Origin of the sequence: Pedobacter foliorum (genome assembly GCF_013266735.1) — a bacterium.
Taxonomy (GTDB): Bacteria; Bacteroidota; Bacteroidia; order Sphingobacteriales; family Sphingobacteriaceae; genus Pedobacter; species Pedobacter foliorum.
This window is the reverse complement of the sequence record NZ_JABSNU010000003.1, coordinates 421,993-442,533: the sequence shown is the minus strand read 5'-3', so window position 1 is coordinate 442,533 and position 20,541 is coordinate 421,993. Positions and strand designations below refer to the sequence as shown.

The following is a 20,541-nucleotide window of genomic DNA, read 5'->3' as shown; positions in this document are numbered from 1 at the left end:
AACTTCTTATCTACCGTCTCTAGAGTTCCTTAACTCTTCTGCTAACAACACTTTAATTTCATCATCTAGTTTTAATAAGGCTTCACGGCTGGTAGCCTCGTAATAACCTCTTATGCGACGATGAGTATCAAGCAATACAAGCATATTGCTATGAATAAATTTACGCTCAGAACCAATCTGCTCTTGATGCGCATCTAAGGCCAATCCCTTTTTTACTAATGTAAATAACTGGGTACTATCTCCAGTTAACAAATCCCATTTTCCTGCATTTGCGGAAAGTGTTTTAGCGAAATTCGAAAGCACTTGAGGTTTGTCAGTCTGAGGATCAATACTGATTCCTACAAAATGAATAGCCTTATTATGCTGATAAGTTTCATTAAAACCCTTCATTGCCTTTGTAGTAAATCCTGCGCCATTTACCTCGCCTTTACTATAGAACAAACTAACTATTAAAATCTTATTGTTATAGCTACTTAAGCTAACAGAATCACCATTTTGATTAACTAATTTAAAATCATTAACCTCATGGTAAATTGTATCCGGCACTTTATTACCCCTCACAGAATGAAATGTACTGGCTACTACTTTCTCACCAAAAATAGGAAGTGGTTTATACCTGTTTTTCCCTTTTTCCTGGAGTAAATAATACAAAAATCCTGGTACCGCTAATATGGTGACCAGGATTAAGATTTTTTTTATTGGAGTACCCTTCATTAAACTAAAGGCATATGTAAGTGTAAGTATCCGCCTTCAATTAACATCAAAACAATAAAGTAAAAGATAAAAATAAACACAACGGATAAAGAAACCTGAAGTCCTACTTTCTCATATTTAAGGTGCATAAAGTATGCAACAATATAAAATGCTTTTAATAAAGTTAATGCGATGTAAACGAAGTTACCTACGTGCTGAGACATATGACCACCTGGTATAAGAACCAAGGCAATAATAAACTCAATTACTGTGATTGCAAGCAGGATACCAAATACCTGCCATATTTTCTTTTTGTCTAACCCAGCATGTTCACCATGTGCATGCTCGTCGTGAGAGTGATCTGTATGTATTTCTGACATAATATTTTAATTGAGAAAGATTAAACTAGATAGAAGAATGTAAACACGAATACCCAAACAAGATCAACAAAGTGCCAGTATAAACCAACCTTTTCAACCATTAAGTAATGACCGCGTTTTTCGAAAGTACCATTAATTGTCATACATAAAATGATGATATTAATGATCACACCACTAAATACGTGGAATCCGTGGAATCCTGTAATTGTAAAGAACAGGTTTGAGAACTGAAGTGCAGATACTGTAGATACTTCACCAGTAAACAAATGATGTAAGGTTTCCATTGTTGGAATCTTTCCCCAACCAAACCCTTCATGGAACAAATGCGTCCATTCTGCAGCCTGACAACCAAGGAACATTAAACCACCTATAATAGTAGCAACCATCCACCATACTACTTCTTTTTTAGAGCGTCTGTGACCGGCCTCTACTGCAAGTACCATAGTTACCGAGCTCATGATCAAAATAAACGTCATAATACCCACAAAAACCAGTGGTGCACCTTTATCGGCTATGCCTGGAATAGATTGGAAAACCAAATCCGGATCTGGCCATGTAAACTTACTGAAGCGCTGTGCTCCGTAATAGATCAATAATGACGAAAATGTGAATGCATCAGAAACCAGAAAAAACCACATCATTATTTTGCCGTACTCTACTGACCACGGCGAGCGGCCCCCACTCCATGGAGTAGTTTTTACCTGATCTAATTGTGATAATGAACTCATTTTGTAAATAGTAATAGTTTGTTAAAAATTCTAACTGTTCAAAAGTAAAAAAACATACAGATATATCCATAATATATCTATAAAATGCCAAAATATAGAAGCAATTTCCATCCGGTACTTGCGCGTTTCTACGGGCATTTCTTTATAAGCCCCAATAAGGGCATTTAATACAATACATAAACCTGCGAAAATGTGTAGTAAGTGGAAACCTGAAACTACATAGATAACAGAGATAGCAGCATTATTATTTACCATTGCTGCTCCGCTATTATATAGAGACGACCAAGCTTCTACCTGCAGATATCCAAATACTATTCCCAGACCAATTGTTAGCCATAAGAACAATCTTTGTTTTGAAATTTGACCATTTCTTAATGCTCTTGATGCCAGAAATAAGCAAATACTGCTACATAATAATGCAGCTGTGCTATAAATGAAAACATCAGGCAGTACCAATCCGTGGCCCTTACCTTTTGAGGCTGCGAAAACAATATAATAACTTGTCCAACCCCCAAACATAATAGTAGAAGAAACAACAAACAACCAGATAACAAACTTTTTAGGTCTGGTATCTATAGGTGTTGAAGAATTCATGTCTTCTTTATTTAATGTGTGTACCATTTTTAATTATTTAGCTATAAAATCAAAAAATAAAATCACTTGCACTAATGGCAGATAAAAAAAGGAACAGAACATTACCTTTCTTGCACTTGCCAAATCCATATTAACCCACATTTTAAACGCTAGCCACGCAAATATCAATCCTGCAACTAATGATACTCCGGCTATATAATATCCCCCAAATCCATAAAATGTAGGCAATAAACTAACCGGTATCAATATTAACGTGCTGAGAAACGTTATAAATGCACTTGTTTTATCTCTTTTTGTAGTCGGCAATAATCTAAACCCTGCCTTTTTGTAATCATCATCAAGTACCCAGGCAATCGACCAGAAATGTGGGAACTGCCATACAAATTGCACCAGGAAAAGTATAACTGCTATTTCATCTATTTTTCCATGAGCTGCAACATATCCAATAAGCGGAGGCAAAGCTCCCGGAATGGCACCAACAAACACAGCAATAGGCGACTTACGCTTTAAAGGAGTATAAGCAAAAGCATACAAAAATATCGAAAACACTGACAATAGACCAGTTTCGATATTTAGTTTACCCAATAACCATGTTCCAAGCATCCCCATTACTAATCCAGATACTAAACCTTGACCTGTAGTCATATGTCCTGCAGGCATAGGACGATCTTTTGTTCGAGTCATTAGCTTGTCCAGGTCAACTTCAATTACTTCGTTGAAGCAATTTGCCGCAGACGTAACAAGGAATCCACCTGCTATCAGAATAAGCCACTTAGTCCAGTCTATACCAGGAACTACTCCGGCAATTTCTACCTGCGATCCAATTAAAAAAGTAACCGATGCAGAAAAAACAACCAGAAAGGTAAGTCTGAATTTAATGAGCTTAGAAAAATCTGTTAAAAACTGTTTCAAATTATATATAATTAATGCTCTTGATTGTAAGTATCTGTTTTGTAAACCAACAAATACAGATAATATTGCAGACTAAACAATAAGGTTGAAAATAAAATATGTAATGCCTGAGCATAAGGTGGTAATGCAAAGTTCGACAATATTAATCCGCTCACTATCTGAATAATCAAAACGATTGCTATTGAATTAGCTACCATCAAAGCTGTCGCTTTACCATTAAACCTGTCTTTAACCAGTTTATAGATAATAATGTTCAATATTAGAACCAACATTGCCGAATCCCTATGATAAGAGAAAATCTTGCCCACTTTAGTTAGCCAAATTTCACGGTCATTATACATTAAGGCTTTTGAAACTGCATCTACAGCTTCTCTTACTTCTGTCCCTAAAACAATTTGTAGTATACTTACTACTATCGCAAAAAAGATTAAAACCTTTAACCAAACAACCTTTGCCATAACTATTGTTACTGACTTATGCATTTGTTGTGCATAATTATAGGTATAAACCAATATGGCAAGAATAACTAAAGCGAGTAACATATGAACGGTAACAATCCATGGAACCAGATTAGTCGATACTACAATAGATCCCAGCCATGCCTGAAAAGCAACAACTACTAAATTTAACCAACTTAGTACAAGTATACGCTTTGCTGTTTTACGGTAAGTAAAAGAATAAACAAAAAGTCCAACTAATAGAAATCCCGTTATGGCACCCATTAACCGATTAATATATTCAGTCCAGGTTTTCCCAACATTAAAAGTCTCAGGCTGTAAAATAGATTCATCATGTCTGATACTATCAGCAAGGTGTCCTTTACCCAACTTATCAAGTGTTTTAGCAAAACGCTCGTTCTTTACAACGCGTTCAGCTACATACTTTTCTTTGTAATCAGCGGGTAACTGCGAAGCTGAAGTTGGAGGTACGTACTGATCAAAACACTTTGGCCAATCAGGGCAACCCATGCCGGAACCGGTACTACGTACTATCCCCCCTGCTAAAATTAGCAGCAAGGTTACAACTATCGTTATAAGGTTTAGCCTGATAAATCTCTTCTCAGATTTAGGAACCATGGTATGTATTAGATTTAAAAAAAATGAGGTATCTGTTGTAAGTATTTACCTACTGCAGATACCTCATCATATTATAAACTATAAGCTAGTCTAATTTTGTTTTGCCTGTAGCTGCTGCTTCTTTCTCTTCCCATTCTCTTTGTATACGCTCAGCTTCAGCGTTTCCTTCAAAATCATGAGGCATATTTGAGCTCATAGTTTGAGAGAAAGGCACTGTTTGAGGAATAAAGTCTTCCTCAGCACCTGGTTTGCTATAGTCATATGGCCAACGATAAACAGTTGGAATCTCACCTGGCCAGTTACCATGTAAACGCTCTACAGGAGTAGTCCACTCTAGTGTATTTGCGCCCCAAGGGTTTTGAGATGATACCTTACCTTTGAAGATTGAATAGAAGAAGTTAAATAAGAATGCAACCTGAGCTAAAGCAGCAATAATTGCAGACCATGTAACTAAAATATTTACAGTAACCCATTTCTGCATAAACTCAAATTCAGTGAATGCATAATAACGACGAGGAACTCCATCAAGACCTAAGAAGTGTAATGGGAAGAACACTAAATAAGCACAGATAAATGTGATCCAGAAGTGTAAATAACCAAGTTTACTGCTCATTAATCTTCCAAACATTTTAGGGAAGTAATGGTAAACACCTGCAAGCATACCAAATATTGCAGCAGATCCCATTACAAGGTGGAAGTGAGCAATAACAAAGTAAGTATCATGCAAGTTAATATCTAATGAAGCATTACCTAAAAATATACCGGTTAATCCACCAGATATAAAGAAAGATACCATACCAATAGCAAATAACATTGCTGGAGTAAATCTGATATTACCTCTCCATAATGTTGCTAACCAGTTGAATGTTTTAACCGCTGAAGGAACAGCAATAATCAATGTGGTAATCATAAACACACCGCCTAATAATGGGTTCATACCCGTTACAAACATGTGGTGACCCCAAACGATGAATGATAATATTGTGATACCGATTAATGAATAAATCATCGCATGGTAACCGAAAATTGGTTTTCTTGCATTCACAGACATGATCTCTGAAGACAATCCCATCGCAGGCATAATTACAATATATACCTCAGGGTGTCCTAAGAACCAGAATAAGTGTTGCCATAAAATTGGTGATCCACCTTCATTAGGCAATACCTGAGTACCCATAACAATATCAGAAAGATAGAAACTCGTTCCAAAGCTACGGTCAAATACTAATAATACAACACCTGCAACTAATACAGGGAAAGATAAGATACCTAAAATAGCTGTTAAGAAAAACGCCCATATTGTTAATGGCATTTTCCATAAGTCCATTCCTTTTGTACGCATGTTTAAGATAGTACTTACATAGTTGATACCACCCATTAAAGATGAAGCAACGAAAAGTACCATACTAATTAACCATAAGGTCATACCTAAACCAGAACCACTAATAGCAGTTGGTAATGCAGATAATGGTGGATAAACCGTCCATCCAGCACTTGCAGGTCCAGTTTGGATAAAGAATGAACTCATCATGATCACACAAGCTGTAAAGAAGAACCAGTATGAAAGCATGTTAAGGAATGGCGATGCCATATCTCTTGCTCCAATTTGAAGCGGGATTAATAAGTTACTAAAAGTACCACTCAAACCAGCCGTCAATACAAAGAATACCATGATGGTACCATGTATGGTAACTAATGCTAAATAAAAGTCAGGTTTAATCCTTCCACCTTCAGCCCATTTACCTAAAAATGTTTCTAAAAGAGGGAAACTTTTATCCGGCCAAGCCAATTGTATACGGAACAATATAGATAAGCCCATTGCTATAACAGCCATGATAATACCAGTTATCAAGAACTGCTTAGCGATCATCTTGTGATCCTGACTAAAGACGTACTTCGTTAAAAAAGTCTCTTTGTGATGACCATGATCATCATGGCTATCGTGGTTATGTGTATCGTGTAATGATATAGTTGACATAATGTGCTATTCCAGTATTGTTATTTTTTTAAAGCTATTTGATTCGTTTTAACTGCAGAAGTATCTTTTGCAGCGCTATCAGCAGGAGCTGCAGCAGCTGGTTCAGTTGCAGGAGCCGAAGCTACAGGCAAATTAAATTGCTTCCTTAAATCATCAGTTAAGTATGTTGGTAATTCAGCAACCCAAGCATCATATTCCGCTTGTGAAACAACTTTAACCTCTCTTTGCATTTTGTAGTGACCATCACCACAAATCTTGTTACATAAGAACAAATATTTAAACTTAGGATCATTTGTTTTAGCTTTCATCTCCTCAGTAGTAATTGTAGGAGTGAATTCAAAATATGATGTCATACCTGGTACAGTATTCAACTGAACTCTAAAATGTGGCATATAAAAACTATGGATCACATCTTTACTGGTAAGAATCAAACGAACCGGCTTATTAACTGGAATAACCATAACTTCTGCAAGTTGATCATCCAATGTCTTTTTATCTTTAAAATCAATTCCCAAAGCATTGTCTGAAGTAATTAATTTATAGTTTTTTAAACCAACTACACCATCAGCACCTGCATAACGAATTGCCCAGGCAAACTGAGATGAAGTTATCTCAATACTAATAGGCTTATTGTTAGGGTCTTCAACTTTATAGAAAATAGATCTCCATGTAAGGAATCCCATAAGCACAAGAACTGTTAGAACTAAAGCTGGAATGATAGTCCAGATACGTTCAATAGTATTGTTATGAGGATAGTAATAAGCTTTTCTTTTTCCGCTATGTTTATAGAAATAAGCGAAAGCAAATAAAAGAATATGTGTTACAATGAAAACAATAGTAGTAAGAATCAATGTAATATTGAACATCTGATCGATTTTCTTACCATGCTCAGAAGCTGCCTCAGGTAAGATCATGTTTCCATGAACTGTATATTCCCAATATACTCCATATAAACCTACTATAAGGAACAAGGCGAATAAACCTCCGTTTACTGCATCCCAGTTAATTCCTTTCGGTTTATCTTGAGCCTCACGGGTCAATTCATAAACCTTTAATGCCTTACCAACTATTGCTACAAATAAGCAAACCAGTAAAAATGCAAGAACATAGAACGTTGCCGTTTTATAAATCGGCCCCATATCAACAGGTTTCTCAGCGGTTGCAGCGGCCGCCTGTGCAAACGCGCTTGTATTTGCAAATGCAGTTACAATCACTGCTAGTGCCGCTATTGTTTTATTACTTATTAATTTTCTTAGACTCATTTCCTTAAAAGTAGTAACACTGTACTTCTATTATACTATTATTTATTATATCCTATCCAGATCACCTATTACAAATGGTGATTTAAACTTTCTTGTAAAAATGGATGGTTTTTTGCAATCAAAGGTTTCTTGCTTAATCCATTTAAAACGGTAAAGGTAAACAAACCTACAAAACCTATTGCAGTACCAACTTCAATAATACCAAAACCATGGTGTTCCTCAACAGTTCCTGGCATAATCATTTGGTAATAATCAACCCAGTGACCACATAATACAATGATCGATACTGTCAATAAAATATTTTCCTGTCTTTTATTATCTCTGTCCATTAACAGCAATAACGGTGCAAGGAAGTTTAAAACTAAATTCAGGTAGAACCAGAACTCATAGTTATCAAATCTTTTGTAAAAATATACTGTCTCCTCTGGCATATTTGCATAGTAGATAAGCAAGAACTGAGCAAACCATACATAGGTCCAGAAGATAGAGAAACCAAAGATAAACTGACCTAAGTTATGTAAGTGACTGTTGTTTACCCAAGCCATATAACCTGATTTCCTTAAAAGGATAAGGATAATAGCTATAGTAGCTAAACTGCTAACCCACATTGCTGCAAAGTTATACCATCCAAACATTGTAGAGAACCAGTGTGCTTCAAGTGACATCACAGTATCGAAAGCAAATATTGGTGTAGTAAATCCGTAGATCACAAGAAATACACATGAATACTTAAAGCTTTTTCTGTATGAATTTAAGCCACCCTCTAAATCTTCGTTATTAGATAATTTAGCAAGTAATAAAGCGAAAAAGCTATATACACCTAAGAAGATTACCTGACGGGCCATAAAGAAAGGCACATTTAGAAATGCTGACTTACCTTGTATTAATTTATCAAAGTTTTCGCTTTTAGGATCGGTTAAACCCGGAGCATTCCAATGATGATATAAATTGTGAGTATATAAACCTGCAGCCATAACAGCAATTAAAATCACTACCGCAATTGGTAATGCTTTAGCCATTGCTTGAGGTACACGTAGTATAGCTGCAGACCAACCAGCCTGTGCTACAAATTGAACAGCTAAAAAGAATGCGCCTGACATACAAACACAAGCGAAGTAATAAGCCATTAATAACAGGTTAGCAAAAGTACGCTCGTGAAGCGCCTCAGCCGAAAAGCCGTAGCCTATAGCCAATAATCCTATTACTATAGCGATTATGCTTAGGTTCTTTGCTTTACCTGTAAACTCAAACTGCTCAGTTAAATTATAATTGTGAGTTCCCATTTATTTCTTCTTTTCTATTTTGCTTTTTGTAATTGTTGTACATAAAGTACTACTTTCCATCTCTCTTCTGGTGACAATTGAGAACCATAAGCTCCCATCATGTTAACACCATATTTAATTGTATGATAAATCTTACCTGCAGAAAGATCTTTCATTAAACCTCCTCTTGAAGAGGTTTTCTCAGGATCATGAAATGATGGAACACCATTAATTTTTTCCAATTTAACAAGGTGACCTTGTCCATCACCTTCTTTACCGTGGCAAGGAGAGCAAAATGCATTAAATAAATGCTGTCCTTGTAAAAGGTTTTGTTCAGTTAGTGGCAAACTGTTAATCAATTTAACGCCCGCATCTTCGTAACCTTCTTTTGTGTTTGGATAAACATCCTCCTCAACAAATCCAACCGGAGCAGTATGCTTTGGTGGAGTCTGTGCGGTTTGTCCGTTTGCAAAGTTTTTATTTGCCTGATCCGGATTGTAAGCAATCGGATCATACATATTCCTTGCGTATTCTAAGCCCGTACTACGTTTATCTCTGCATGCTGAAAAAATTACAGCAGTGGCAAGAATACAAAACGAGGTTAAAACTACTTTATTCCTATTCATAGCTAACATACTTCCTTTCATTATACTTTACTTCTAAAGCACCAGCTTCTTTTAATAAATTATCAATTTTACTGTGCTCAGCATTTTCTTTTGCATCAATTGCAATAATAAACCTGTCATCTGTCGCTCTTAAATCCATTACTCTTGGAGCTCTTCCCGGGAATAAATGGGTTGAAGCATAATAAGAACCAACAAGACCAAAAGCACAAAATAAAATGGTAAGCTCAAACGTAATTGGAATAAAATCCGGCAATGCGAAATGCGGTTTACCACCAATGTTAATTGGCCAATCATACGCTGCAGCAAAGTACACAAATGACAACATGGTCATTGTACCAGTAATTCCAAAAAAGAAAGCTGCTATATCCAACCTTGAACGTTTAACACCAAGCTTTGCTTCAATACCGTGGATAGGCATCGGTGTATAAACATCATGTATCTTAATGTTATTATCCTGCAATTTTTGAATTCCATGCATCATTTCATCAGGATCACCAAAACTGCCTAAAATATATTTGATATTATTCATTGTTATATTTTTGCGTAATCTTCTTGTTTAACACTATCAAATTTCTCTAAAGACTCAATGTATTCTTCTACATGTTCTTTTTCAAGATGACCTTCTTTAATCTGTTCTAATTTAGATTGCTCACTTGCAGTCTTAAGTAGTAATTTAACCTCTGCAATAGCAATTGAAGGCAATACCCTTAAGAATAATAAGAACAAAGTAAAGAACACTCCTATCGATCCTACAAAGACACCTACGTCAACCCAAGATGGATAGAACATAGCCCAGCTTGATGGAAGGTAATCACGGTGTAATGAAGTTACAATGATTACGAAACGCTCAAACCACATACCTATGTTTACTACAATAGATAAAATCCATGTTGCAGCAATGCTGGTACGAATCTTTTTGAACCATAACAACTGCGGAGAAATTACGTTACATGTCATCATCATCCAGTATGCCCACCAGTAAGGTCCAGTTGAACGGTTGATGAAAGCATATTGCTCATATTCAGAACCTGAATACCAGGCGATGAAGAATTCTGTTAAGTAAGCAACACCTACGATAGATCCTGTTAAGATGATGATTTTATTCATCGACTCAATGTGGAACATGGTGATGTAGTTTTCAAGACCTAATACTTTACGTGCAACCAATAATAAGGTTAACACCATCGCAAATCCTGAGAAGATCGCCCCTGCTACGAAATAAGGAGGGAAGATCGTAGTGTGCCATCCTGGAATTACTGAAGTTGCAAAGTCCATAGATACAATCGTGTGTACCGAAAGTACAAGAGGTGTCGAGATACCTGCTAAGATTATAGATACAGCTTCAAAACGTTGCCAGGTTTTAACGTTACCAGCCCATCCGAATGACATGATTGAATAAACTTTACGTCTTAAACCCGTTGCACGGTCACGAATAGTCGCGATATCAGGTAATAGACCTGTATACCAGAATAAAAGTGATACCGAGAAGTAAGTAGAGATTGCAAACATATCCCAAACCAAAGGAGAGTTAAAGTTAACCCAAAGTGATCCGAATTGATTTGGTAAAGGAAGCACCCAATATGCTAACCATGGTCTACCCATGTGGGATACAACATATGTAGCCGCACAAATAACGGCAAATATGGTCATCGCCTCAGCAGAGCGGTTAATAGAGTTTCGCCAGTTCTGACGGAAGAGTAATAATACCGCCGAAATCAACGTTCCTGCGTGACCAATACCTACCCACCAAACGAAACCGGTGATATCCCATGCCCATCCTACTGTTTTATTTAAACCCCATGCTCCGATACCGAACCAGAAGGTATAACCTACGGATACTACCCAAAGGGTAGCACCGCAAAGTGCAACTATAAATCCAATCCACCATGCCCTGTTAGGCTTATTCTCTACAGGCATTAAAATATCATCCGTAATTTTTGCATACGTGATATTCTTGCCGGTGATTAATGGTTCTCTTAATATTGATTCCTTATGTCCTGACATAATTTATTTTCTTTAATATCAGCTTACGCTTGTACTGTTGTATCTGTATTTCTAATTTTTGTCATATAACCTATACCCGGTTGTACGTTTATCTCTTCTAAAACATAGTAAATGCGTTCACTACGTAATGCTTTAGATACTTCCGAGTCAGGATCATTGCCATCTCCAAATATGATTGCATTTGCAGAACAAGCTTGCTGACAAGCCATTTTGATATCACCATCTTTCAATGGACGTTTCTCAATTTTAGCTTGTAATTTACCAGCCTGAATACGCTGAATACACATAGAGCATTTCTCCATTACCCCTCTTGAACGTGTAGTTACATCAGGGTTAAGTACCAACTGAGTAAATTCATTATTCAAGTAGTTGTCAAAGCGTGAATCATTCCAGTAGTTAAACCAGTTGAAACGACGTACTTTATACGGACAGTTATTTGCACAGTAACGAGTACCTACACAACGGTTATAAGCCATATGGTTCAAACCATCTGATGAGTGTACTGTTGCCAATACCGGACAAACAGTCTCACAAGGTGCATGATCACAGTGCTGACAAAGCATTGGTTGGTGTACTACAGAAACATTATCAAGATTGTCTAAGTGAGCAATTTCTTTTTCTTTAGTTACTGAATTGATACCATTTCCATGTTCACCATGAGCTTCTTCTGCATGACTTTCACCTTCAACATTAAAGCTGTAGTAACGATCAATACGAATCCAGTGCATCTCTCTACGTCTGCGAACTTCAGTCTTACCTACAACAGGAATGTTATTTTCCACGTTACAAGCAACAATACAAGAACCACAACCAGTACAAGCATTCAAATCGATTGCCATAACCCAGTTGTTACCTGGTTTCTCATATTTATCCCACAGATCGTAAGATTTATGTTTTGCATGGTCATTACCTGAACCAGCAGCAGGATTCTTTTTATATTCTGTAAAAGTAGCTTCGCGAATAATATTTCTACCCTCAAAAGAGTGGTGAGTTTGCGTTTGAGCTAATTCTTCAGTCTTTCCTGTTCCAGAAAGTTTAACTGTAGTGGCATATTTAGATGTACCATTAGTAAAGCTCACAAATGGATAAGCATTTTTACCAACGTTATCTCCAGCTTTACCAACCTTTGTACGTCCGTAACCTAAAGCGACAGAAGCAGTTCCTTGAGCTTGTCCAGGCTGAATAAGCACTGGTAACTCAATTTCATAACCTTTATCATCTTTTATTGAAACAATATCAAACTCTTTAAAGCCTAATTCTTTTGCAAATTTAGGAGCTAAAGCAATGTAGTTATCCCAAGTTACTTTAGATACAGGATCAGGAAGCTCTTGTAAGAATGCGTTGTTAGCATGCTTACCGTCTCTCATTGGAATACTTTCGTAAACCTGTAATTCGATATCCTTAGCTAAAGCTTTGCTGTTGTTTATAATTGATGGAATTACAGCAGTAAGTGATAAACCAAATGTATAAGTACCTGCTGGTTTCAATGCCGAAGCAAAAACACCTTTTTGCAATACATCTTGCCATGTTTTACCTAAAGCAGGTAAAATACTTTTCTCCCAGTTATTACGTACATACTGATAATATTCTTTAACCGGACCATTAGACCAGATTAAAAGACTTTCCTCAGCCTGACGTGAATTAAATACAGGGTTGATAGTTGGTTGTACAATTGAGTAATATCCTTCGTATGCATTAGCATCACCCCACGACTCCAAATAGTTGTTGTTAATGGCGATTACATTACATAATGTAGAAGTCTCATCTCTTCTGTCAGAGAAAGAAACTTTTAAATCTACTTTAGCTAAACCATCAGTAAATCCTTTAGCATTAGCAACATCGTAAGCCGGGTTGCTATCTAAGAAAAATACTGCAGCAACTTCACCTCTACCCATTTCGTTGATAAATTCAGCAAATTCTGCGTCATTACCTGCGTAACGTTTACAAGGATTATCAAGATCTATAGTAGTACCGTAGCTACCAATTGCCGAATTGATTGCATTTACCAAGATTTGGGTAGATACATCATTCGAACCTGAAACTACAAGTGACTTTCCTTTATTTTGTAATAACTCTTTAGCTATTAATTTAAGTGCTTTATCAGCAGTAACATTATTAGGTAAAGCAGCACCCGCTAAAGCGTTTCCTGTAATTGCATTATACAAAGCAATTAAAGCAGGGCCTTCTTCTGATAATTTAACCGGAACACGAGTATCTGCGTTTGTTCCTGTTAAACTCATACCAGCTTCAAATTGGAAATGGCGAGACATTTTACCAGCTTTCAAAGATTTGTGATCTCTGTTAGAAACATATTGAGAAGTAAATTCTTCTCCGCTAATCCAGGTACCTAAAAAGTCTGCCCCGAAACTTACAATCAGGTCAGCCTTATCAAAGTTATATTTAGGAATAACAGCTTTACCAAAGCTATTTTCATTTGCTTTAATAATACCTGTATAAGAAACTGCATCATACTGAACATGCTTAGTAGTAGGATAAGCAGTTGTAAAGTCAGCAACAACCGCTTTAGTAGAAGGGCTGCTTACTGAAGATGAAACAATACGAATTTTCTTTCCAGATGCTTTTGCTTTATTTAACTCTGCTTGTACAAACTTATCAATCTCAGCCCAGTTAGTTTCTGCATCTTTTAATACAGGAGCTTTAAGTTTTGAAACATCATAAAGATCCAACACAGAGGCTTGAGCCTGAGCATCAGTACCACAATTAAACGTTCCTGCATTAGGATTTGGTTCAATCTTAATTGGTCTTCCCTCTCTGGTTTTAACTAAAACACTTTGTCCGTTAAAACTTGAAACATAGTAGTTCGGTATCCCCGGAACCACTTCTTCAGGTTTAACCAGGTAAGGAATTGATTTGTGAACAGGAGCAGTTTGACAAGCTGCCAGTGTTACCGCACCTAACCCAAAGCCTAAAGCTTTTAAAAAGTCACGGCGTGGAGTTACTGTACTTAACCCTGCTTCATTTAAAACATCTTCTATTGGAAGTGGCTCAGCAAATTCGTTTTTGTTATTTTCAACAAAATCCGGAGTGTTTTTATACTCTTCTAAGCCTTTCCAGTATTTTTTATTGCTTTCCATTTAAGCTATATTACTGTTTATCGAACGTTCTTTTATTAAACTCTAATTAATAGTGGCACTTACCACACTCTAAACCACCCAAAGCTGCAGGAGTGATTTTCTCACCTTTCTTGATTTTCTCATGCGCTTCTATAATTTTATCATAGAATGCATTTCCTTTAGTCTCAAGTTTAGCGTCTTTATGACAGTTAATACACCATTTCATGGTAAGTGGAGAGTACTGATAAATCTCATCCATTGTATCAACCGGACCATGACATGCGAAACAAACAGGTTCATTAGGTTTTAAGCCTTTTTCTTTTCTGATAGCTTCTTCACCTACAACAACGTGTTGAGAGTGGTTAAAGTAAGCAAAGTCAGGAAGGTTGTGAACACGAACCCACTCAACTGGTTTTTCTTTCGAGTGATCGTAAGTCATAGTCGCAGGATCATATCCAAGCGCCGTATAGATCTTTTGAATCTCTGGAGAAATCTCACCATCATATTTTTCTGTTGCCTGTACTGATTTGTGACAGTTCATACAAACATTCAAAGATGGAATAGTTGAGTTTTTTGATTTAAATGCACCAGCATGGCAATACTGACAATCAATCTGATTGGTACCAGCATGAAGCTCATGTGAGAATTTGATTGGTTGAACCGGTTGGTAACCTGTATGAACACCTGTATTCCACATTCCCATCCATCCAAATGAACCTAAGGTTACAATTAGACATAGTATAAAGAAGAATACAAATTTCTTGTTTTTAAATAACCCTTTAATACCTGCTCCGAAAGAAACGTTATCTTCCTCAGCAAGAACAACTCCTTGCTTTTGAAGTATTAAACGCTCTAACATTTTCACTGCACGACCTAAAACGACCAATACAAGAATAGATATTAGGATAATTGCGGCAACACCTGCAAGTGAAAAATTAGAAACACCTTCTGAAGCTCCTTCAGTCGCTGCTTTCTCTCCTTCTTTCTTCGGCTCACCCGCTTTAGCGTAAGCTATAATGTTTTTAATTTGATCATCAGTCAAACGTGGAAATGTTGTCATCTCTGCAGCTGAGAACTTCGAAGCCTCTATAGCTTGTTTGTCTCCTGCGTCAACTAACGACTTCCAGTTTCTGATCCACTTGATTGCGAAAGCTTCATCAAGTTCATTAAGTTTTGCTGTTAGTGCAGGACCAGTACTGTTACGATCTAACTGGTGACAAGAATTACAATTATCCTTAAATAGTTTGCGGCCCTCTACTACATCTTGTGCCTGTGTTGCAGAAACGATTAAAACAGATAGAGCCGTAAACATGAATGCCGACTTCCAAACTCTTCTAACGATCAATGAGATATCCCTCATAATGAGTATTTTATGCTATTTTTTAAAAAACTTTATAAACGTTACTGGCTTCTAAACTTAGGTCCTCCACCAAAACGTCCACAAAAGTAAAATTTATTAACTTACCAATGACAAATAAATGACAGTAAATACAATTTATAATCAATCTAAATAGTTCGTTTTTTATGCTTTAAACGACGAAAATCAGCAATTTTTTAAAAATCACTGATTCTCTTTTAAGTCCTACTTTCAAAGCAGGACTTGTTAATTTAAATTACATTTTTAATATCCACGCAAAGATCAACGGCGCAACGATAGTTGCATCAGATTCTACGATGAATTTAGGTGTATGTATATCTAGCTTACCCCAAGTAATCTTTTCATTAGGAACTGCTCCTGAATACGACCCATAAGAAGTAGTCGAATCAGAGATCTGACAGAAGTAACTCCAGAATGGAATATTCTCCATTTCCATATCCTGATATAACATAGGAACTACGCAAATAGGAAAATCTCCGGCTATACCACCACCAATTTGGAAAAATCCAATTCCTTTACCTTCGCTATTATTGATATACCAGTCAGCTAACCAACCCATGTACTCAATACCACTTTTCATTGTAGTTGCCTTAACTTCTGATTTCATTACGTAAGAAGCGAAGATATTACCCATTGTAGAGTCTTCCCATCCTGGTACCACGATTGGCAGATTCTTTTCTGCTGCCGCCAACATCCATGAGTTTTTAGGATCAATTTCATAATACTGCTCCAAGTCTCCACTTAAAAGCATTTTATACATAAACTCATGAGGGAAATAACGTTCACCTGCATCATCAGCATCTTTCCAGATTTTGTAAATATGCTTTTGCAATCTACGAAACGCTTCCTCTTCAGGAATACAAGTATCAGTAACACGGTTGTAATGGTTCTCTAACAAATCCCACTCGTCCTGAGGGCTCAAGTCGCGATAGTTAGGTACTCTTTTATAATGTGAGTGCGCAACAAGGTTCATGATATCTTCTTCCAGATTTGCACCTGTACATGAAATAATTGAAACTTTATCCTGACGAATCATCTCAGCCAATGAAATTCCCAACTCCGCGGTACTCATCGCGCCAGCCAGCGTGATCATCATTTTACCACCTTCATCTAAGTGTGTTTCATATCCTTTAGCAGCATCCATCATTGCGGCTGCATTAAAATGGAGATAATTGCGCTCCATGAATTGAGATATAGGTCCTCTTGTTGTACTCATTTTGATCTTAATTTTGTTGTCGCAAAAATAGGCAAATAATCTTAATGCCCTAATTGTACTTCATCTCAACTTTAAAACCTCAATAATTATCCCCATCCCTCCCTCCCCTATTCTACCTTCATGACATCAAAACAAGCATATCTCCTCATTTAAATCCACTTCTAACCCCTTGTAAAATTATAGTTAACCTAACTCAATAACATTCAATTTCAATTCGAAATACTGGCCTCAAACTTGCTATGCAGAACAGATAATTAAATATTTCTACTATTTTAGGCCAATGAAGAAGATTTCCCTTTGCACCATATTTGTTTTAATAGCCGTAAACTCGATGGCGCAAAAGAAACTAATAGAACGTTACCTATCCAATAAAACAGATTCCTCCCGCAGGGCGAGCTTTATGCCTGTTCCTGTTTTTAGATATACTCAAGAAATAGGACTTGAGTTTGGTATCGGGGCGCTTTACTCTACTTACCTCGATAGAAAAGATCTTAATAATAGAAGTTCTAATTTCTCTACAGTTCTTTCCGCATCTACTAAAGGCCAATATAACATATCATTAAAAGGAGATGTTTGGACTAAACAAAACACACACCATTATATTGCAGAGGTACGTTTCAAAAGAATGCCATTTAACTTTTATGGTGTAGGCAATGAAACTCTGGCGGCAAACGAAGACAGACTAATACAAGGTTACGCTAAAGTTGGACTGGAAGCTGAAAAGCTACTTGCACCCCATCTGTACACAGGACTATCTCTTGGTTTTGAGAACTATCATTTTACAGATAAAGAGGTGGGCGGTATTTTTACTACCGATCAAACATTAATACACAAAGTTGGAGGCTCTGTATTCTATGTAGGAATTTCTCAAACCTACGACACCCGAAATTCTAACAATTACACCACTAAAGGATTCTACGGAAAGGTAACTTATCAGTACGCTCCTGATTTCTGGGGAGGCGAGAACTTTACAGGAAGCTTAATAAAAGCCAATGTTCGCAACTTCTGGTCATTGTCGCCCAAATTTGTAATCGGAGTAAACGGCTTATTCCATTCTGTTCAGGGGAAGAACATTCCATTTTATTTATTGCAACAAATGGGTAATGATGAAATGATGAGGGGCTATTATACCGGACGATATAGAGAACAAAATTTACTTGCCGGCCAGGCAGAACTACGCTATCGTTATAACAACAGATTTGGAGCAGCCATATTTGGTGGCGCAGGACAGGTATTTCACAACGGTGATCTATCTCTTAAAAGTTTCAAACCTTCCTACGGAGCGGGCGGGCGCTATTTCTTTGATCCTGAAAAAGGCTTAAGTGTTCGTGTAGATTATGGCATCGGCGAAAAACGTGCAAATGAGAAACGCCAAACCGGTTTTTACATCAGTTTGGCGGAGGCGTTTTAAATTCATTTAAAATTCCTTGATTTCCTTTAGTACTTTATAAGTGCCTGCCCTCAAATTGAATCTTACAAAAGGAACATCTTTAACTTCCGCTTTCCCTTTTTCGGTAAAGCTTACATTCTTTGCCAATGCGATATGCTCAGTGCCGTTAAATTTAATCTTATCTGCTTTGATACTGATCCGATCATTACTCATTTTTACATCACCATAAAGCAACACGTCTGCAAACCCTTTTACATAAATCACAGAGTCCTGTGCTGAATAAGAAAATTTACCATAACCATCGTCTACATCCAGACCCATTGGTCGGCGAAATACTTTTTGCTGTCCATCTGATTGGAACCTGTAGGAGATAGTATCTGAAGGGGGCACTTCCTTAACTCTGTATATTTCTATCATGGAGCCGTATCCCTTGCCATATTTAGCTTTTATTTCTTCATCTTTATCCAAGCCGCTCCTAAAACTTATATTATAACCTTTGAATTGACCAGCCCCCAAAGATTTAAACTCCTGCTCAGAGTATTGCTTACCATTGAAAACAAGTAGTAACTTTTCACCTCTGTCTAAACTTACCGATCCTCCAGCACCATTCTTCAGCATTATACTGATCTTATCATAACGACTTCCATCCTGACGTTTCTGCGGATATCGAATGTAGACCTTGCCCGACGCAAAGGCTTTATTCCTTATAATCGCGTTTTCTTTGTCAATTTTTGTGGCATACTCAATTTCATTGTGATGAGTAGTGATCTTGATTTTGCTACCAATGCTCGTCGTCCCACTTATACAAGCAGGACTTATCTTTGTGAGAATGTCTTTATCATAAGATTTGCCATCTATAATCACCTCAGAATATTTGTTGGCCGAAGGATCATCAATCATCCACAGGGTATCAGAGGAAGCTTCCATGACGTCAGGCTTTTCCGTTTTTAATGCTTCCTGAGTCATAGTAGGCTGTAAAGAAACACTTTCATTATGGGAAGGTGTAACAGGTCTTTGTTTTATTGTTTCATCAGGAAGACGTGCATAAACTACTTGCACAGCAAAGGCCCATGTTAGTACCAGCCCTACGGGTAGCACTGCGAGATACGTTAACTTTTTCATATTTTTTGATTGATTTGTGAAAAGCATTTTGATTCTTCCTTTTAGTGGGTTACGGACAAAACTATGCGCCAAAGAAGGATTATTTTTCTTTACTGCCATAGCCAGCAGCAGATTGGCGTAAGGTGTATCGCCTATAGTCAAAGAAGTTTCCCTATCAGCTTCATATTCATGCACTTGTTCCAGCGCGCTATCGTACAAGTAAATTAAAGGGTTGAACCATAACAGCGCTTTACAGGTAGAGAGGAGGAGTTTGTCGACTGAATGATATCTGGCAACATGTACTTGCTCATGCTGTAGGATCACCTTCATTTCTTCCTCAGTTAACTCCTCCTGGTCTACAAAAACGTAGTTTAAAAACGAGCAGTTGGTAAAACCATCGGGTTTAAAAACAACCTTTAGTCGGCCGACCTTCAGGTTCACCTTTCGGGTATATTTTAGCAGTTGCAGAGCCTGAAAGATAAACACCCCAAACATAATAACCGCGATTATCCAGTAACAGGCAAAAAGAACTTCCTGCCAATTGATTGGCATTCTGCCTTCAATAGTTTGGGGCAACGGGCTTGGATTAGCCAGAGCAGGGTTTCGAAGGTCTGTAAAGTTGTTGGTATGAACTGTGACATCCTGTTTCAACTGCGCAGGGTCAATGGCAGATCTTTGCACCTGAAGCTGCATAGCCGGTATGACAAAACTAATGATCAGCGTAGTTAGCAGGTAGGTCCTGTTGGTGCTGAAAAAAGTGAGCCGTTGCAGGCATAAATGATAAAAGGCATAAAACAGCGCCATGCAGGCGCTTACTTTTAGCAGGTAGACTAACCATTCCATATTACTTTTTACTTTTGTAAGTGA

At 37.2% G+C, this 20,541-nt stretch carries 17 protein-coding genes; 1 reads left to right on the top strand and 16 read right to left on the bottom strand.

The annotated features are described in order from the left end of the window. Window positions 1-6 precede the first annotated feature (6 nt). From HQN83_RS08695 to HQN83_RS08625, 15 genes are all read right to left on the bottom strand, one after another. Window positions 7-714 carry an SCO family protein gene (locus HQN83_RS08695; RefSeq protein WP_173089941.1) on the bottom strand — a complete coding sequence of 236 codons (708 nt, stop codon included), beginning with the start codon at window positions 712-714 and terminating at the stop codon, window positions 7-9. Continuing rightward, window positions 714-1,073 (bottom strand): cytochrome C oxidase subunit IV family protein, encoded by a 360-nt coding sequence (locus tag HQN83_RS08690; protein ID WP_173089940.1) that lies wholly within the window; start codon window positions 1,071-1,073, stop codon window positions 714-716. The genes HQN83_RS08695 and HQN83_RS08690 overlap by 1 nt, the downstream gene beginning before the upstream one ends. A 20-nt stretch (window positions 1,074-1,093) precedes the next feature. Then, window positions 1,094-1,801 carry a cytochrome c oxidase subunit 3 gene (locus HQN83_RS08685; RefSeq protein ID WP_173089939.1) on the bottom strand — a complete coding sequence of 236 codons (708 nt, stop codon included), beginning with the start codon at window positions 1,799-1,801 and terminating at the stop codon, window positions 1,094-1,096. Between the two features lie 30 nt (window positions 1,802-1,831). Next, window positions 1,832-2,422 (bottom strand): cytochrome c oxidase subunit 3, encoded by a 591-nt coding sequence (locus HQN83_RS08680; protein ID WP_173089938.1) that lies wholly within the window; start codon window positions 2,420-2,422, stop codon window positions 1,832-1,834. Window positions 2,423-2,428: 6 nt separating this feature from the next. Further along, entirely contained in the window at window positions 2,429-3,307 is an 879-nt protein-coding gene (cyoE, locus tag HQN83_RS08675) for a heme o synthase (protein ID WP_173089937.1), read from the bottom strand. Window positions 3,308-3,318: 11 nt separating this feature from the next. Beyond that, on the bottom strand, window positions 3,319-4,383 hold the full coding sequence (locus HQN83_RS08670) for a COX15/CtaA family protein (protein ID WP_173089936.1): 1,065 nt from the start codon (window positions 4,381-4,383) through the stop codon (window positions 3,319-3,321). 85 nt (window positions 4,384-4,468) lie between these two features. Continuing rightward, window positions 4,469-6,361 (bottom strand): cytochrome c oxidase subunit I, encoded by a 1,893-nt coding sequence (locus HQN83_RS08665; protein ID WP_173089935.1) that lies wholly within the window; start codon window positions 6,359-6,361, stop codon window positions 4,469-4,471. Between the two features lie 20 nt (window positions 6,362-6,381). Continuing rightward, window positions 6,382-7,623: a cytochrome c oxidase subunit II gene (locus HQN83_RS08660; protein ID WP_173089934.1), complete on the bottom strand. Its 1,242-nt coding sequence runs from the start codon at window positions 7,621-7,623 to the stop codon at window positions 6,382-6,384. A gap of 68 nt (window positions 7,624-7,691) precedes the next feature. Beyond that, window positions 7,692-8,906, bottom strand: a complete 1,215-nt coding sequence (locus tag HQN83_RS08655) for a quinol:cytochrome C oxidoreductase (RefSeq protein ID WP_173089933.1) — start codon at window positions 8,904-8,906, stop codon at window positions 7,692-7,694. 14 nt (window positions 8,907-8,920) lie between these two features. Further along, a complete protein-coding gene (locus tag HQN83_RS08650) occupies window positions 8,921-9,511 on the bottom strand; it encodes a c-type cytochrome (protein ID WP_317172496.1) in 591 nt (196 codons plus the stop codon). After that, window positions 9,504-10,040: a DUF3341 domain-containing protein gene (locus HQN83_RS08645; RefSeq protein ID WP_173089931.1), complete on the bottom strand. Its 537-nt coding sequence runs from the start codon at window positions 10,038-10,040 to the stop codon at window positions 9,504-9,506. Before HQN83_RS08645 ends, HQN83_RS08650 begins: the two co-directional genes overlap by 8 nt. 2 nt (window positions 10,041-10,042) lie before the next feature. After that, a complete protein-coding gene (gene nrfD / locus HQN83_RS08640; protein WP_173089930.1) occupies window positions 10,043-11,515 on the bottom strand; it encodes an NrfD/PsrC family molybdoenzyme membrane anchor subunit in 1,473 nt (490 codons plus the stop codon). 23 nt (window positions 11,516-11,538) lie between these two features. Further along, window positions 11,539-14,610 (bottom strand): TAT-variant-translocated molybdopterin oxidoreductase, encoded by a 3,072-nt coding sequence (locus HQN83_RS08635; protein WP_173089929.1) that lies wholly within the window; start codon window positions 14,608-14,610, stop codon window positions 11,539-11,541. Window positions 14,611-14,656: 46 nt separating this feature from the next. Beyond that, on the bottom strand, window positions 14,657-15,949 hold the full coding sequence (locus HQN83_RS08630; RefSeq protein ID WP_246254402.1) for a c-type cytochrome: 1,293 nt from the start codon (window positions 15,947-15,949) through the stop codon (window positions 14,657-14,659). 253 nt (window positions 15,950-16,202) lie between these two features. Beyond that, entirely contained in the window at window positions 16,203-17,183 is a 981-nt protein-coding gene (locus tag HQN83_RS08625; RefSeq protein WP_173089928.1) for a deoxyhypusine synthase family protein, read from the bottom strand. Between the two features lie 280 nt (window positions 17,184-17,463). Between HQN83_RS08625 and HQN83_RS08620 the strand changes: the two genes are divergently transcribed. Further along, window positions 17,464-18,594 carry a BamA/TamA family outer membrane protein gene (locus HQN83_RS08620; protein ID WP_173089927.1) on the top strand — a complete coding sequence of 377 codons (1,131 nt, stop codon included), beginning with the start codon at window positions 17,464-17,466 and terminating at the stop codon, window positions 18,592-18,594. 6 nt (window positions 18,595-18,600) lie between these two features. On the opposite strand, the gene HQN83_RS08615 is transcribed toward HQN83_RS08620, so the two are convergent. Next, window positions 18,601-20,517, bottom strand: a complete 1,917-nt coding sequence (locus HQN83_RS08615) for a M56 family metallopeptidase (RefSeq protein ID WP_173089926.1) — start codon at window positions 20,515-20,517, stop codon at window positions 18,601-18,603. Window positions 20,518-20,541 lie beyond the last annotated feature (24 nt).

Excerpts from the sequence above, each read along its gene's own strand:
- HQN83_RS08670 (WP_173089936.1), bottom strand. The coding sequence starts at position 4,383 with ATGGTTCCTAAATCTGAGAAGAGATTTATCAGGCTAAACCTTATAACG.
- HQN83_RS08695 (WP_173089941.1), bottom strand. The coding sequence starts at position 714 with ATGAAGGGTACTCCAATAAAAAAAATCTTAATCCTGGTCACCATATTA.
- HQN83_RS08645 (WP_173089931.1), bottom strand. The coding sequence starts at position 10,040 with ATGAATAATATCAAATATATTTTAGGCAGTTTTGGTGATCCTGATGAA.
- HQN83_RS08650 (WP_317172496.1), bottom strand. The coding sequence starts at position 9,511 with ATGAATAGGAATAAAGTAGTTTTAACCTCGTTTTGTATTCTTGCCACT.
- nrfD (WP_173089930.1), bottom strand. The coding sequence starts at position 11,515 with ATGTCAGGACATAAGGAATCAATATTAAGAGAACCATTAATCACCGGC.
- HQN83_RS08635 (WP_173089929.1), bottom strand. The coding sequence starts at position 14,610 with ATGGAAAGCAATAAAAAATACTGGAAAGGCTTAGAAGAGTATAAAAAC.
- HQN83_RS08625 (WP_173089928.1), bottom strand. The coding sequence starts at position 17,183 with ATGAGTACAACAAGAGGACCTATATCTCAATTCATGGAGCGCAATTAT.
- HQN83_RS08665 (WP_173089935.1), bottom strand. The coding sequence starts at position 6,361 with ATGTCAACTATATCATTACACGATACACATAACCACGATAGCCATGAT.
- HQN83_RS08620 (WP_173089927.1), top strand. The coding sequence starts at position 17,464 with ATGAAGAAGATTTCCCTTTGCACCATATTTGTTTTAATAGCCGTAAAC.
- HQN83_RS08655 (WP_173089933.1), bottom strand. The coding sequence starts at position 8,906 with ATGGGAACTCACAATTATAATTTAACTGAGCAGTTTGAGTTTACAGGT.
- HQN83_RS08680 (WP_173089938.1), bottom strand. The coding sequence starts at position 2,422 with ATGGTACACACATTAAATAAAGAAGACATGAATTCTTCAACACCTATA.
- HQN83_RS08690 (WP_173089940.1), bottom strand. The coding sequence starts at position 1,073 with ATGTCAGAAATACATACAGATCACTCTCACGACGAGCATGCACATGGT.
- HQN83_RS08630 (WP_246254402.1), bottom strand. The coding sequence starts at position 15,949 with ATGAGGGATATCTCATTGATCGTTAGAAGAGTTTGGAAGTCGGCATTC.
- HQN83_RS08615 (WP_173089926.1), bottom strand. The coding sequence starts at position 20,517 with ATGGAATGGTTAGTCTACCTGCTAAAAGTAAGCGCCTGCATGGCGCTG.
- HQN83_RS08660 (WP_173089934.1), bottom strand. The coding sequence starts at position 7,623 with ATGAGTCTAAGAAAATTAATAAGTAATAAAACAATAGCGGCACTAGCA.
- HQN83_RS08685 (WP_173089939.1), bottom strand. The coding sequence starts at position 1,801 with ATGAGTTCATTATCACAATTAGATCAGGTAAAAACTACTCCATGGAGT.